The sequence below is a fragment of the Sphingomonas sp. NFR04 genome (assembly GCF_900114095.1).
Classification (GTDB): domain Bacteria; phylum Pseudomonadota; class Alphaproteobacteria; order Sphingomonadales; family Sphingomonadaceae; genus Sphingomonas.
Genome location: NZ_FORV01000001.1, coordinates 786,764 through 801,647 on the forward strand (window position 1 = coordinate 786,764; position 14,884 = coordinate 801,647).

At 67.2% G+C, this 14,884-nt stretch carries 13 protein-coding genes and 1 riboswitch; of the genes, 7 read left to right on the forward strand and 6 right to left on the reverse strand.

Annotation, left to right across the window (positions count from 1 at the left end):
* Window positions 1-19: 19 nt before the first annotated feature.
* From BM009_RS03510 to BM009_RS03520, 3 genes are read right to left on the reverse strand one after another with little or no spacing between them, the layout of a single operon-like run.
* The gene (locus BM009_RS03510; RefSeq protein ID WP_175487877.1) at window positions 20-1,777 is read right to left on the reverse strand and encodes a tyrosinase family protein; all 1,758 of its coding nucleotides are present in this window, start codon (window positions 1,775-1,777) and stop codon (window positions 20-22) included.
* Window positions 1,761-2,576, reverse strand: a complete 816-nt coding sequence (locus BM009_RS03515) for a copper chaperone (RefSeq protein ID WP_093293869.1) — start codon at window positions 2,574-2,576, stop codon at window positions 1,761-1,763. The genes BM009_RS03510 and BM009_RS03515 overlap by 17 nt, the downstream gene beginning before the upstream one ends.
* A complete protein-coding gene (locus tag BM009_RS03520) occupies window positions 2,573-2,938 on the reverse strand; it encodes a hypothetical protein (RefSeq protein ID WP_217644162.1) in 366 nt (121 codons plus the stop codon). The genes BM009_RS03515 and BM009_RS03520 overlap by 4 nt, the downstream gene beginning before the upstream one ends.
* A 606-nt stretch (window positions 2,939-3,544) precedes the next feature.
* On the opposite strand from BM009_RS03520, the gene BM009_RS03525 reads away from it, so the two are divergent.
* The gene (locus tag BM009_RS03525; RefSeq protein ID WP_093293872.1) at window positions 3,545-4,945 is read left to right on the forward strand and encodes a M20/M25/M40 family metallo-hydrolase; all 1,401 of its coding nucleotides are present in this window, start codon (window positions 3,545-3,547) and stop codon (window positions 4,943-4,945) included.
* Here the strand turns inward: BM009_RS03525 and BM009_RS03530 are convergent.
* Window positions 4,942-5,334: a JAB domain-containing protein gene (locus BM009_RS03530; protein ID WP_093293874.1), complete on the reverse strand. Its 393-nt coding sequence runs from the start codon at window positions 5,332-5,334 to the stop codon at window positions 4,942-4,944. The genes BM009_RS03525 and BM009_RS03530 overlap by 4 nt on opposite strands.
* 114 nt (window positions 5,335-5,448) lie before the next feature.
* Here BM009_RS03530 and BM009_RS03535 point away from each other — a divergent pair, with 114 nt between their 5' ends.
* The 5 genes from BM009_RS03535 (at window position 5,449) to BM009_RS03555 (ending at window position 12,312) form a co-directional block, all read left to right on the forward strand.
* Window positions 5,449-6,243, forward strand: a complete 795-nt coding sequence (locus tag BM009_RS03535; protein WP_093293875.1) for a thymidylate synthase — start codon at window positions 5,449-5,451, stop codon at window positions 6,241-6,243.
* Window positions 6,240-6,716: a dihydrofolate reductase gene (locus tag BM009_RS03540; RefSeq protein WP_093293877.1), complete on the forward strand. Its 477-nt coding sequence runs from the start codon at window positions 6,240-6,242 to the stop codon at window positions 6,714-6,716. The genes BM009_RS03535 and BM009_RS03540 overlap by 4 nt, the downstream gene beginning before the upstream one ends.
* Window positions 6,713-7,888, forward strand: a complete 1,176-nt coding sequence (locus tag BM009_RS03545; RefSeq protein WP_093293878.1) for a dipeptidase — start codon at window positions 6,713-6,715, stop codon at window positions 7,886-7,888. Before BM009_RS03540 ends, BM009_RS03545 begins: the two co-directional genes overlap by 4 nt.
* Window positions 7,889-8,055: 167 nt before the next feature.
* Entirely contained in the window at window positions 8,056-8,985 is a 930-nt protein-coding gene (locus BM009_RS03550) for a bifunctional riboflavin kinase/FAD synthetase (protein ID WP_093293880.1), read from the forward strand.
* A 387-nt stretch (window positions 8,986-9,372) separates the two neighbouring features.
* The gene (locus BM009_RS03555; protein ID WP_254772131.1) at window positions 9,373-12,312 is read left to right on the forward strand and encodes a TonB-dependent receptor plug domain-containing protein; all 2,940 of its coding nucleotides are present in this window, start codon (window positions 9,373-9,375) and stop codon (window positions 12,310-12,312) included.
* Between the two features lie 106 nt (window positions 12,313-12,418).
* Here BM009_RS03555 and BM009_RS03560 read toward each other — a convergent pair whose 3' ends face one another.
* A complete protein-coding gene (locus BM009_RS03560) occupies window positions 12,419-13,174 on the reverse strand; it encodes a competence/damage-inducible protein A (protein ID WP_093293882.1) in 756 nt (251 codons plus the stop codon).
* Complete coding sequence (locus BM009_RS03565) at window positions 13,174-13,677, reverse strand: GFA family protein (RefSeq protein ID WP_093293884.1); 504 nt, start codon at window positions 13,675-13,677, stop codon at window positions 13,174-13,176. The genes BM009_RS03560 and BM009_RS03565 overlap by 1 nt, the downstream gene beginning before the upstream one ends.
* A 55-nt stretch (window positions 13,678-13,732) precedes the next feature.
* On the opposite strand from BM009_RS03565, the gene map reads away from it, so the two are divergent.
* Window positions 13,733-14,557, forward strand: a complete 825-nt coding sequence (gene map, locus BM009_RS03570) for a type I methionyl aminopeptidase (RefSeq protein ID WP_093293885.1) — start codon at window positions 13,733-13,735, stop codon at window positions 14,555-14,557.
* Between the two features lie 201 nt (window positions 14,558-14,758).
* A riboswitch (SAM-I-IV-variant riboswitch) is annotated at window positions 14,759-14,870 on the forward strand.
* Window positions 14,871-14,884 lie beyond the last annotated feature (14 nt).

Below are 14,884 nucleotides of genomic sequence, written 5' to 3' on the forward strand. Positions count from 1 at the left end.
GCGCCGGTGTCGTTGCGTGTCAGTCCTCGCTGAGAAGCAGCCTGATGTTGATCGTCGGATTGCCGGCCTGCGCCAGCGGCACCGTTACCTCGGGCCCTCCGGCCGGCGCCCTTGCCTTGATCTCGATCGACAGCGATCGCCCGGCGATCAGGTCCTGTTCGAGCGGGAAGTCGAGGCTGACGAGCGCCTGCTTCCGGCATGTCGTGCACTCGCGCGGCGCGCGCGGCTGGAAGAAGGCGCGGCGTGCAATCGGCTTGCCGTCGGCCAGCAGCCACACGGTGAACGTCCCTTCGATGTTCATCCGGTCGATATCTTTGACGCGCAGCGATACCAGTGATGGCGCCGCGATGCGGAACGCGCGTTCGCCCGCGGCATGGCCCGCAACGTCCTGCGCCATCAATGCGCCTCCGCCCGCCAGCTTTTCATAGGTGACGTTCGGCCAGACGATCGTCTGCTCGCCGTCGATCGGGAAGGGATCGAGCGCAAGGCCCAGCCAATCGGTGTCGCCATCCAGCGTCGAAATGAAGCCCGGGACGGTGTCGGCGCTCGCCAGCACCTGCCAGCTCTGCCACATCCGCTCCCAGTTGCAGTGGAAGAACCAGAAAATCGGATCATAGGCCGCCACGCTCTGGTCGCTCATCGTCGCGCCGCAGGAATCATGGCCGTCGTCATGCGCTGCGATGATATTGCCCTGGAACTGCCCCGCCTGGAACGCGCCCCAACGCGAGGAGGCGAGCGCTGCCGTGATGCGGGACGCGACGCTGGGGGCGACCCGCAGCGCCGCCTCGATGGTCGCAGCGTCGCTGCGCTGGGTGACATAGCCCTTTTGATAGTCGCCATTCAGCCCGACCGGCAGCGTGTAGGACGCGAAGGGCGCTTCGTAGAGCACCGGCGGGACGGGCTCGGTGATGTCCCAATAGGGCAGCGTGATGTCGGCACAGCCCGGCACGGCGCGCAATGCGTCCTCGAAGGTATTGACGTAGACGCGGTGCCACGGATTGTAGCCGTCAACGTGATGCATGCAGTAGGCATTGGGCAGCCCGTGCAGCGCGGCCACGCCGAAATAGCTCTTCGGATCCTCTGGCTCGAGCGCCATGATCGCGCCGAACGCAAGCTTGAGCTGATCGATCTCGGCCGGGCTGAGCGATGCGAGATTCTTGCGCAGCCGCACGTCCGGCGCCGCAGCAGCGACGCGCAACGCCGCGGTGGCGTGCGCTTGCGGGGCGCGCGCCGACCCCTTCGGGTAGTTCGCGTTCATCCAGTTGAGAAAGGTCTGCACGCGGTTGGCGGTCCAGGCGGGGCCACCCATCGGCATCGCGCCGGTCTTGGTCGCCTGGTAGATGGCCGATGCGTTCGCCCGCACCCCCGCATAGGTGCCGAGGTTGATGCCGTACGGCTTCATGCACGCGATGTCGGTGGACCGGAAGAAGAAGCGGATGTCGCCCATATAGGTGGGGTTCTCCACCAGCGGATCGTCCCCGGCGGGGCTGGTGCCGGCATCCGGGCTGGGGGTGGGCGGTTCGCCCATCGGAAAGCCGGTGTTGATCCAGTTCAGGAAGGTCTGCACCCTCGCGGTCGTCCAGGGTGTGCCGCCCAGCGGCATGTTGCCCGCCTTCGTCTGTTCGTAGATGTCGGTCGCGTGCCGCCGCACGCCTTCGTAGCTGCCAAGGTCGATGCCTTGCGCGCTCATGCACTGGATCTCGCCCGGGTCGAAGAAGCCGGCGATGTTGCCGAGATAGGTCGGGTTGGCGATGGGGGCGTCATTCGCTTGCGGCATCGATCGCGCCTTTCCTGGAAGCATGGTGGGTTTCGGGTCTCCGCAAGGCGCTCGGCCTCGGCATCTCCGCCATGGCGGCGTCGCCGATTGGCCAGGCGAGCAGGCGCCGCGCGACCGCAGCCGCATGGGGCGCAGCGGCGAGCCATATCGTGACGGCCGCCATCACCCCGATATGCGCGCCGTCCGCCAGCAGCGGCAGCAGCATCAGCGCCCAGCAGGAGATCACGCAGCCGATGGCATAGCGAAGGCCATCCGCCGCAGCGGCCAGCGGGCCCTCCAGCGTTTTCGGCCGGAATCGGCTACGGAACTGCTTTGCGGGGGAAATTTCCCAGGCGAGCGCGGTCGCGCAGACCAAAGCGAGCGGCCAAGGGGCGGGTAGCGACAGCCGGAGCAGAACGGCGACGAGCGTCAACGGGATGCCGACAATCGCCCAGCACGCGATGTAGGTTGCGACGAACAGCGTGGCGCGCGTCCCTCCCCACCCGACCCGTCCCGCCGCCGACATCGCGCGAAGCGGCGGCAATAGCATCGGCGCCATCATCGCGAGCGTCATCAGCGCCCAGCTGAAGCACCACGTGGCCGGACGGGCCGGCGCGAGCGCGAGCTGGATCGAGCGGCTGGTCGGTGCGAGCCACAGACCCTCCGGCCCGCAGAACCTCGAATGCGCCATCCACATCGGCGCGAACGGCAGCGCTGCCCAGGCACCCAGGCTCGCGACGACGAGATACCAGGCCGGCGTCCACTTCGTTCCGCCACGCCGGACGGATATACGATGCGGGGCCAGGGCCGATAAGGTCATGGGGTCGCCTCGCCTTGCGGCGCAGGGGCCGACCCGGGACCACCCGGCTGGCGGACCGCGATGAACGATGCAGTTACCCCAGCGGGAGCGCTTGGCCCGTGCGGGTGCACCCGGATCACGGTGCCGAGCAGACAGGGAATCTGCGCCACGGCATTTGGCCACGCCACGCTGGTGACGCCGCGATAGTCGTAGCGCCAGCCCGCAGTCGGCGTATTGTCGATCCCCAGTCCGATAATGTGGAAACCAATCGGCCCGTCCGTCGATCCCGGCTCGACCGTCCCCCGCAATGTCAGCGCATAGTCGTTGCCCATATCGAGCGTGCCACCGAACTGCGAGCCATCCCCGGCACGCAGTTCGAACACACCTTCTCCAAATATAAGCGCGAGTGCCGCTTGGGGATTATCCCCGATGAGCGCCGTCTCGTTATGATAACTACGATAGGTCCATAACCCCGTGATCATCGCAAGCCCCTCCCCAAAGCTTATTACGAGTCGACGTCACATCTATATATTATGTTTCTGGTACCGTCCATGTATACGTAGCAATCACCGCCATTTGCGAGATCGTTTGTACAACTAGTACTTCCCGGTTATTTTTCACCTGGATTAAATTCAGGCAGAAGAGAAGGAATTGCAGCAATTGGCATTCGCATGCACATTGGCGCTCGCACGAATATGCTTTTCTGAACTTGCTGAAATGCGCCACATACGTGCGTGTGGTGCGTTTTGCCGAGGTGGCGCGAAGTGGCCGAGACTCTGGCTCCCCTGCGCCCAGGCGTCCGTCTGAACATACCCGGGGCCCGCAACCGAATGCGCGCCAATGGCTAGATAGGGCGCCGGGCGACGGCCAGAGCGCTCGAAGCATCCACAAGCCGGGGGCACCCAGCTCGATCTCCTCGCAGCGCGCCGATTGACGCCTCCCCTTAACCCGATAAGCTCCTGATCCAACAGCCGATCGGGGGACTTTTCATGCGTGCATCTCTTCGCCTTGCCATGGTGGCGCTTGCGTTTGCGTGCGGTACGGGCGCCGCGCATGCCCAGCAGCATCCGCAGGCCGAGGCGCAGGCGCTCGATCTGCTCAAGCGCGGCATCGCCTTCCGCACGGTCGCCGGCCCCGGCAACCAGACGCCCGCTTATGCCGCCTTCCTCAAGCAGACACTGGTCGCCGGCGGCTTTGCCGAGGGCGATGTCGAGATCGTGCCGGTGGGCGACACCGCCTATCTGGTCGCCCGCTATCGCGGCACCGGCAAGGCCAAGGGCGGCGCCAAGCCGCTGCTGATCTCGGGCCATATGGATGTGGTCGAGGCCAAGCCCGCCGACTGGACCCGCGACCCGTTCACCGCGGTGATCGAGAACGGCTTCATCTACGGCCGCGGCGCCGCCGACATGAAATACGACCTGTCAACGATGGTCGCGACGCTGATCGACCTCAAGCGCACCGGCTTCCGGCCTGCGCGCGACATCGTGCTGCTGCTCTCCGGCGACGAGGAGACGGCGATGAAGACGACCGCGCTGATGGCCGACCGCTTCCCCGATGCCGAACTGCTGCTCAACGTCGACGGCGGCGGCGGCGCGCTCGATGCCGCCGGCAAGCCAACCTATTTCGGCATCGACGGCGCCGAGAAGACCTATGCCGATTTCGAGCTCACCGTCACCAATCCCGGCGGCCATTCAAGCGCCCCGCGCCGCGACAACGCGATCTACACGCTCGCCCATGCGCTCACCCGCATCGAGGCGCACGCCTTTCCGGGCCAGATCAACGAGATCACCCGCGGCAGCTGGGAAGCCGAGGCCGCCAAGGCCGAACCTGCCCGCGCCGCGATGATCCGCCGCTTTCTCGCCAACCCGAACGATGCCGAGGCACTCGCGGCGCTGCGCGCGGAGCCGAGCTTGGTCGGACAGACCGGCACCACCTGCGTCGCAACCATGATCAATGGCGGCCATGCGACCAATGCGCTGCCCCAGCGCGCGACCGCCAACATCAATTGCCGCATCTTCCCCGGCACGCCGGTGGAGGAAGTGCGGCAGACGCTGGCCACCGCGGCCGCCGAACCGACGCTGACCCTCCGCACGCTGGACAGCGGCTCGGTCGCCAGCCCCGCCTCGCCGCTGCGCCCCGATCTGATCGCCGCGGTGACCGATGCGATCCATGCGCGCTTTCCCGGCGTCGCGGTGGTGCCGGGCATGAGCACGGGCGCCAGCGATTCGATGTGGTTCCGCGCCAAGGGCGTGCCGAGCTACGGCGTCAGCCCGATGTTCACCACGCCGGGCGAAAGCTTCGCGCACGGGCTGAACGAGAAGTCCCCGCTCAGCGAGATCGCACCCTCGATCACCTATTATCGCAGCGTGCTGACCGCACTGACCCGCTAGAGCCACCCAAGTGCGCGGAAGCTCGCCATGCCGCCCTGGGCGAGCACGAGGTGATCGATCAGCCGCACCTCGATGGGTTCGAGCGCGGCGAGAAGGCGGCGGGTCGCCGCGCGGTCGGCGGCGCTCGGGGTCGGGTCGCCGCTCGGGTGGTTGTGCGCCATCACCACCGCCGCGGCGTCGAACGTCAGCGCGTCGGCGACCACCCAGCGCACGGGGATGTCGACCATGTCGGCGTGCTCGCCGTGCATGTGCCGCATGCCGAGCAGCCGGCCGTCCCGCGCCAGATAGGCGACCGCCGCGATTTCGGTGCGCGCCTCGGCCAGCCCGCCGAACAGCGCGCGCGCAGCCGGCAAGTCGAGGATGTACGGGTCCGGAGACGCTAGCACCATGTCCCGCGATGCCACCCTGCGCCCCGCCCACGAACCGCAACCCGATCCGCTCCGGACCTCCGAAATGGTGCGAAGCCGGATGACTCGCACCGCGGGCCCCGCTAGGTTCCGGCCATGCACCAATATCTCGACCTGATGGCCCGCGCCCTGAACGACGGCGTGGAGGTGATGGACCGCACCGGCACCGGCACGCGCAGCGTGTTCGGCGCGCAGATGCGCTTCGACCTGCGCCAGGGCTTCCCGCTGCTGACCACCAAGAAGCTCCACCTCCGCTCGATTTTGATCGAACTGCTGTGGTTCCTGCGCGGCGACACCAATGTCCGCTGGCTGCAGGAGCGCAAGGTCAGCATCTGGGACGAATGGGCGGACGAGAACGGCGATCTCGGCCCGGTCTATGGCAAGCAGTGGCGGGACTGGGAAGCCGCCGACGGCCGCCATATCGACCAGATCGCCGAGCTGCTCGAAACGCTGAAGACCAATCCCGCCTCGCGCCGGATGGTCGTCTCCGCCTGGAACCCGGGCGAGCTGGGCGCGATGGCGCTGGCGCCGTGCCACTGCCTGTTCCAGTGCCATGTCGCGAACGGCCGGCTGAGCCTGCAGCTCTACCAGCGCTCGGCCGACATCTTCCTCGGCGTGCCGTTCAACATCGCCAGCTATGCGCTGCTCACCCATCTGCTCGCGCAGCAGGCGGGGCTGGAAGTGGGCGACTTCATCTGGACCGGCGGCGACTGCCACCTCTATCTCAACCATCTCGACCAGGCGCAGGAGCAGCTCAGCCGCACGCCGGGTCCGCTGCCGCGGCTGGAGATCCTCCGCAAGGCGCCGTCGATCGACGCGTACGAGTATGAGGACTTCGCGATCCACGACTATGTCGCGCAGCCGCACATCAAGGCGCCGGTCGCGATATGATCAGCTTCCACCTCGCCCGCGCGGACAATGGCGTGATCGGTCGCGACGGCCAGCTGCCCTGGCGGCTGCCGGCAGATCTCAAGCGCTTCAAGGCGCAGACGCTGGGCCGGCCGATGATCATGGGCCGCAAGACCTTCGAGTCCTTCCCTGCCCCGCTGCCCGGGCGGCGCCACATCGTCCTGACCCGCGATACCCGCTGGCAGGCGGACGGTGCCGAAGTGGCGCACGACGTCGAGCGGGCGCTGGCGCTGGCGGGCGAAGACGTCGCGGTGATCGGCGGCGCGGAGGTGTTCGCGATCTTCCTCGATCGCGCCGCTCGGATCGAGCTGACCGAGGTGCATCTCGAAGCCGAGGGCGATGCCCATGTCCCGGCGTTCGACCCCGCCGATTGGGAGGAGACCGCGCGCGAACCGCATCCGGCGGACGGCGACCGCCCCGCCTATGACTTTGTGACCCTCCTGCGGCGGCGATGAAGCACCCGATCCTGATCGGCGTCGCGGCGGTGCTGGCCATCGCCGCGTTCGGCTTTTTCGGGATCGCGCCGGCGGCGGTGGAGGCGGGGATGAACCGCGTCGTGCCGGTGCCCCTGCCCCATGTCACGCCGCAGACCCGCGCGCTGCATGCAAGCCTCGCCATCGCTGACATGCATGCGGACACGCTGCTGTGGCGGCGCAACCTGCTCGATCGCGCCAATCGCGGCCAGGTCGACCTGCCGCGGCTGCAGGCGGGCAATGTCGCGCTGCAGGTCTTCTCCTCGGTCACCAAGACGCCGCGGCACCAGAATTACGACGCCAATGGTGCGGACAGCGACAACATCACGCTGCTAGCCATTGCGCAGCTGCAGCCGCCGCGAACCTGGGGCTCGCTGCTCCAGCGCTCGCTCTGGCATGCGGAGAAGCTGGAGCGTGCCGCCGCCGCCTCGGCCGGCACGCTGCGCGTGATCCGCACCCCCGCCGAGCTCGACCGGCTGCTCGCCGATCGCGCCGCCGGGCACAAGGTGACCGGCGGGCTGCTCTCGATCGAAGGTCTGCAGGATCTGGAGGGCGATCCCGCCAATCTCGATCGGCTCTACGCGGCGGGGTTCCGCATGGCCGGGTTCGCGCATTTCTTCGACAACGAAGCGGCGGGCTCGATGCATGGGACCGCCAAGGGCGGGCTGACGCCGCTCGGCCGGCAGGTGCTGCGGCGGATGGAGGCGCTCGGCATGGTGGTCGATGTCGCCCATGCCAGTCATGCGGCGGTAGCCGACATCCTCGCCATGGCGCGGCGGCCGGTCGTTTCTAGCCATGGCGGCGTGCAGGCAACCTGCAAGGTCAACCGCAACCTCACCGATGACGAGATCCGCGGTATCGCCCGCACCGGCGGGGTGGTGGGGATCGGCTATTGGGAGGCGGCGGTCTGCTCGACCAGCCCCGACGCCGTCGCGGCGGCGATCGCGCATCTCCGCGACCTGGTGGGAATCGACCATGTCGGCCTCGGCTCGGACTTCGACGGCGCGGTGACGACCGGGTTCGACGCGTCGCAGCTGGTGGTGGTGACCCAGGCGCTGGTCGATCGCGGCTTTTCCGAGCAGGAGATCGCCAAGGTGATGGGGGGTAATGTGCTGCGGGTGCTGCGGGTGGGGATGCGGCGTTCCAAAATCTAAGCCCCTCCTCCTTGGAGGAGGGGTTGGGGTGGAGGGATTCCAGAACGCCTGTTAGTCTCGGTGAGACACAGCCCCACCCCAAACCCCTCCCCTGAAGGGGAGGGGCTTTAGTATGCGCGCGCTCCCCCCCCATTGGCATCGCCCCGGCCAATCCCTATAGCCACCGCATGCAGCGGCTGGACGGCGGCTCGGCGGTTCCGCTTCCTCTCCGGGGCGCGATCGTCGCGCTCGGGAATTTCGATGGCTTCCATCTTGGGCACCAGGCGGTCGTCGGCCGCGCGGTGGCGCGTGCCCGCGCCGAGGGACGCCCGGCGATCGTCGCGACCTTCGATCCGCATCCGCGCCGCTTCTTCCAGCCCGACGCCCCGCCCTTCCGGCTGACCACGCTCGACCAGCGCGAGCGCCTGTTCGCCGCCGCCGGCGCCGACGGCATGCTGGTGTTCCACTTCGACGCCACCCTTGCCCGCCTCACCGCGCGCCAGTTCGCCGAGCAACTGGTCGAGACGGTCGGCGCCGCCGGCGTGGTGACGGGCGAGGACTTCACTTTCGGCACGGGCCGCGAAGGCAATGTCGCGACTCTGGCCGCGCTGGGCGGCGACCTCGGCTTCACCGCGGAGACGGTGGGCGCGGTGGCGCTCGACGGCCAGATCGTTTCCTCCAGCCGCATCCGGGAGCGGCTGCAGGCCGGTGACCCGGGCGCCGCCGCCGCGCTGCTCACGCGTCCGTTCGCGATCGCGGCGGAAGTGGAGGGCGGCGCCAAGCTGGGCCGCCAGCTCGGCTATCCCACCGCCAACATGCAGGTCGGCAAGTATCTCCGCCCGAAATACGGAATCTACGCCGTCCGCGGGCGCCTGCCGGACGGGCGCGTGCTGAACGGCGTGGCGAATCTGGGCATCCGCCCCAGCTTCGATCCGCCGATCGAATTGCTCGAGAGCTTCTTCTTCGATTTCAGCGGCGACCTGTACGGCCAGACGCTCGAGGTCGAGCTGATCGCCTATCTCCGGCCCGAGGCCAAGTTCGACAGCCTCGAGGCCCTCACCGTCCAGATGGACGAGGACGCCGCCCGCGCACGGCAGCTGCTTTCCGCGCGCGCCTGACCCCGCCCCTGCGGCGTTCCTTCCCCATGCATGCCCCTATGCCGGCCACGCAGCCCTTGGCAGCGATGGTCCTATCGTGGTGTTACGCCATGCTACTTCGCGTTACAGATTGTTGCCGTTAGGTAACAGTGAAATATTACTGCGTAAACACATCGAATATAGCAGATTTCTTACCTTCCTCACGTCTGGTGCAACCGCAACTGTGTTGCATAAGCCACAACACCAAAACAAAGCCATGCCGCCGACGGAGACCTTCTTTACACCTTGGTTACAGCGGCTCATGCGCCGCCGCAGTGTCGTCGCCAGCAGCGCTGCCGACACCTTGTAGGGAGAGCGCGTGCCCCTCCGTCCGGAACGCCGGCGCGCGCAGCAAAGGAAGAAGTAGGTATGTCTCGTATCGCGTATGCCCTTCGCGCCGGCACGGCGCTGGCAGGAATGGGCGCCGTGGCGTTGTTCGCCGCGCCCGCATTTGCCCAGGACCAGAATGGCACGGCCGATGCCGCACAGCAGGGTGCCGGCTCCGAAATCGTCGTGACCGGCTCGCGCATCGCGCGCCCCGACCTCCAGTCGTCGACCCCGGTCGCCGTCGTCAGCGCCGAGCGCATCGAGCAGACCGGCGCGTCGAACGTCCAGGACGTGCTCGCCACGCTGCCGTCGGTCGGCCAGAATGTCAGCCGCACCAGCTCGAACTTCTCGAACACCGGCAACGGCACCGCAACGGTGAACCTGCGCAACCTCGGCTCGTCGCGCACCCTCGTGCTGATCGACGGTCGTCGTACGCTCGGCATCGCCGGCAGCTCGGCCGTCGACGTCAACAACATCCCGACCGACCTGGTCCAGCGCGTTGAAGTCGTCACCGGCGGCGCCTCGGCCGTCTATGGTTCGGAAGCGATCGCGGGCGTGGTCAACTTCGTCCTGAAGAACGACTTCCAGGGCCTGCGCGTCCGTGCGCAGAACACCCTTTCGGACAAGGGCGACGCAGCGCGCCAGTATGTCACGATCACCGGCGGCCAGAATTTCGGCGGCGGCCGCGGCAACGTGACCGCGAACTTCAGCTACGACAACGATCACGGCCTGCGCTCGCGCGACCGCGCCTTCTCGTCGCGCGATCTGCCGAACCGCAGCTCCTACCCCGCGCAGGGCCTGTTCGACGTCAGCGCTCCGGGCGTGACGCAGTTCGCGGCCGGCAACCCCTCCACCTTCACCTTCGGCCCGAACAACAACCTGAAGGGCTATCAGGGCGCGAATGTCGACGGGTACAACCGCAATGGTGACCGCCTTCTCTCGGTGCCGGTCGAGCGGTATCAGGGCGCGGTGCTGGCGCACTACGACTTCTCGGATGCGTTCAAGCTCTACGCGCAGGGCCAGTACAGCCGCACCAACTCGAACGCTTCGCTCGAGCCGTCGGCGATCGACAACACGAGCGCCGGCGCGGCACTGAACTTTGACGGTTCGGCCTATGCGGGCATTCCGATCAGCAGCCCCTATGTTCCGGCCGCGATTCGCGACGCAGCCATCGCCAACGGCGTCGACGTGGTCCAGTTCCGTCGTCGTTCGAACGACATCTTCAGCCGCAGCAACAAGAACGAGCGCGATTTCTATCGCGGCGTGCTCGGTGCGAAGGGTCAGTTCACCGCCGGCACCAACTGGTCGTACGACATCTATTACGAGCACTCGGAAAGCCGCGACCACACCACCGCCCAGTCGATCTACACGCCGAACTACGGCGCGGCACTGAGCAACGAGATCGGCCCCGATGGCACGGTCCGCTGTTCGGATGCGGCGGCGCGCGCGGCGGGCTGCGTACCGATCAACATCTTCGGCGCCAACACCGTCACGGCGGCAGCCGCGCAGTTCCTGCAGAAGTATACCGGCCCGACCCGCAATGTGACGCTCGTCGACGGCGGCACCGTGCAGCTGGTCAACGGCACCAACGTGTCCTACGACTATCTGGCGAAGGTTAACCAGGACGTCGTCTCCGGCAGCATCAACGGCGATCTGTTCTCTCTGTGGGGCGGCCCGGTCGCGATCTCGTTCGGCGGCGAATATCGCCACGAGAAGAGCACCGAGACCTTCGATCCGTTCACCCAGGCGGGCCTGAGCGCGGGCAACCAGATCACCAACACCCGCGGCAGCTTCAACGTGAAGGAAGGCTTCGTCGAAGTCGTCGCCCCGATCGTCGAAGACCGTCCGGGCATCAAGTATCTCGGCCTCGAAGGCGCAGCGCGCTACGCCGACTACTCGACCGTCGGCGGCGTGTGGAGCTTCAAGGGCGGTGCGACCTTCGCGCCGACTTCGGACATCCGCTTCCGCGGCGTCTACTCGCGCGCGACCCGTGCACCGAACATCGGTGAGCTGTTCGCGTCGCTGAGCCAGACCTTCCCGGCCGTGGTCGACCCGTGCGACCAGCGCGGCGGCGAAGGCGACGGCGCACCCACCGGCGCGCTGAACCCGGCATGCCGCAACATCCCGGGCATCGCCAACACGATCGCCACCCGCGGCGCATTCGCGTACAGCACGGCACAGATCCAGACGATCGACGGTCTGCTGGGCGGCAACGCCAATCTGCGCGAAGAAACCGCCGACACCTTCACCGCGGGTGCCGTGATCACGCCGACGTTCTTCAAGAACTTCAGCATGACCGTCGACTACTACACCATCAAGGTGAAGAACGCGATTGGCATCATCGGTCAGCAGGTATCGGCAGACGAATGCCTTGCCACCGGCAACGCCGAGTTCTGCAACAACGTGATCCGTGACAGCAACGGCTTCATCACGCGCGTCAACGCCATCAACTTCAACACCGGCTCGTACCTGGTGTCGGGGATCGACGTTGAAGCGCGCTATGCGGTGCCGGTCGGCGCATCGCGCTTCGACTTCGACGTGATGTACAACCATCGCTTCAAGCAGCAGCAGACGCCGTTCCCGGGCGCCGCGCCGCAGAACGAGCTGGGCCAGGCCGATTGCTATAGCTGCGGCCGTCTGGGTTCGGGCTTCAAGGACAAGGGCGTGGCCAATGTCACGTTCAGCGCCCCGAAGTTCCAGCTGAACTACCGCCTCGACTATATGGGTCCGCTGGTCGACAACCTCGCCAGCGCCAACCCGCAGCGCATCTCCGCTTATTTCTACCACAACCTGCAGGGCAAGGTGATGGTCGGCGAGAAGCAGCAGATGGAGCTGTATGCCGGCGTCAACAACCTGCTCGACACCAAGCCGCCGGTGTTCGGCGACACCAACCAGGTCACCTGGCCGGGCACGCAGACGGTGGCGGACACCTACGACCTGTACGGCCGCATGTTGTACGTGGGCGCAACCTTCAAGTTCTGATCACTCCCCTAGGGGATGACGGAATGGGAGCGGCACTCTTCGGAGTGCCGCTCTTTTTTTTGATATCATTGGTGCGCGAGGCGCCGCGCCCGGCGCAGCTCGGGGATCAGATCCCGCCGTCGACCGCTTCGAAGCCGCGCGCTTCCAGCCCCTCGGCGAGGATCGCAAGGACGTGGTCGACGAGCGCCGCATCGGTCGCGCGAACGACGAAGTTCGCGCCGACCCGCCCTTCCCGGAAGAAGGGATAGCTGCCGATCGACACGCCGTCATGCGCCCGCTCGGTATCGCCCAGCAGGTCGGTGATCTCGCTTTCGGCCACCCAGCAGCCGATCGTTCGCGACACCACCGGCAGGCCGCCTTCCAGCGTGCCGGTGAGCGCATCGAGCATCCCCGCCGCGATGTGCGGCACGCCCGCCAGGATGAAGATGTTGCCCCAGCGGATCCCCGGTGCGCCCGACATGCGGTTGACGATCAGCTCGGCGCCTTCGGGCACCCGCGCCATCCGCAGCCGCGCTTCGGTGAGCCCGCCCTTGCTGGCATAATAGTCGGCCAGCGCCGCGCGCGCGCCCTCGTGCACCACCACCGGCACGCCCAGCGCCGCGGCAATGGCGTCGACGGTGATGTCGTCATGCGTCGGGCCGATGCCGCCGGTGGTGAAGCAATAGTCGTTGCGCGCACGCAGCGTGTTGACCGCCTCGACGATCGCGGCCTGCTGGTCCGCCACCACCCGCACCTCGGCAAGGCGGATGCCCTGCGCGTTCAGCCAGGTGGCGAGCTGGGCGATGTTCTTGTCCTGGGTTCGGCCCGACAGGATTTCGTCGCCGATCACCACCAGGGCGGCGGTCCATATCCGCGGGGCCATCAGATGGTCGCCGCCCGCTTGCGCTCGGCCAGCGCGCGCATCCGGGCCAGCCGATCGGGCGGCAGGAACGTCGCCGGATCATAGGCGCCCTCGAACTGCGGCACGCCTTCGGGGAGCGTCACCCATGGCATGCGATCGGCAGTGTAGATCGCGGCATCCGGCCGGATGCGCGCCGGTTCGTCCAGCGTCGCGACGCGCACGCCGGCGCCCAGCCGACCCAACCGCGGGTAGAAGCTCCACAGCGCGGTGCCGCACGTCGCGCAGCGGACGATCTCGTGCCGGCCACCGGAGCCCGCCTTGACGACATGGCTGCTGGTCTCGCCCGCGAGCAGTTCCAGCTTCTCGGTTTCGATGAACAGGTTGACCACGCTCGTCGAGCCGGTCTGGCGCTGGCAGAGGGTGCAGTAGCAATTGTTGACCAGGATCGGATCGGCGGCGACGCGGTAGCGCACCTCGCCGCAGGCACATCCGCCTTCCAGCCACGCCGTGCTCGATTCCTGCATCCGCATCCTCCCATGCCCTCTCGCCCTTTGCGCCCGGGTCTCCTATATCGCAAGCATGACCGAATATGTGAACGTGACGGCGGACATGCCGCAGGCGCGCAGCCATGCGATCAAGCTCCATGGCCCGGAAGGCTTCGAAGGCATGCGCAAGGCCGGCCGCCTCGCCGCCGAGATCCTCGACGCGCTGGTGCCGCATGTCGTCCCCGGCGTGACGACGCAGGAACTGGACGACATCGTCCGCACGATGACCGTTGCCGCCGGGGCCGTGCCCGCGACGCTCGGCTATCGCGGCTACACGCACAGCTGCTGCATCTCGATCAACCATGTCGTCTGCCACGGCATCCCGGGCGACCGGGTCCTCAAGGACGGCGACATCGTCAATATCGACGTGACTCCGCTGCTCGGCGGCTGGCACGGCGACACCAGCCGGATGTATCTGGTCGGTGACGTGCCGATCAAGGCGCGCCGGCTGGTCGACGTGACCTATGAGTGCCTGATGCTCGGCATCGAGCAGGCCAAGCCGGGCAACCATCTCGGCGACATCAGCCACGCCATCCAGCGCCATGCCGAGAAGCATCGCTACGGGGTGGTGCGCGATTTCTGCGGGCACGGACTCGGCCAGGTGTTCCACGACGCGCCCGAAGTGGTCCATGTCGGCCGCCCGGGCACCGGCCCCGAGCTGCGGCCGGGCATGTTTTTCACGATCGAGCCGATGATCAACATCGGTCGGCCGGACGTGAAGCTGCTCGACGACGGCTGGACGGCGGTGACCCGCGACCGCTCGCTCTCGGCGCAGTTCGAACATTCGATCGGCATCACCGAAACCGGCTGCGAGATCTTCACGACCAGCCCCAAAGGCCTGCACCAGCCGCCGTACTGAGGCTGTCGGGTCGCGCAAAATCGTCGTCATTCCCGCGAAGGCGGGAATCCATTCGCCTGTGCGCCGGGGCAAGAACCGCCGATTCAGCGCCAATGGATCCCCGCCTTCGGGGGGATGACGGCGTAGCCTAGGCAGCCCCCGCCGCATGAAGTAGCGTCCCGCAACAATCTTGCGCCGCTTCGCAACTTCCGTTATTCGCTGCTGCAGCATCAAGAGTCGGGCCGACGCCCGGCACCAACCTGCCCCGTGCAAGGTGGTGCCTCCATGACCAAGTGGAGGGATGTGGCCGAACCCGGCAACACGGTGTCCACGCCACATGTCCTGTCG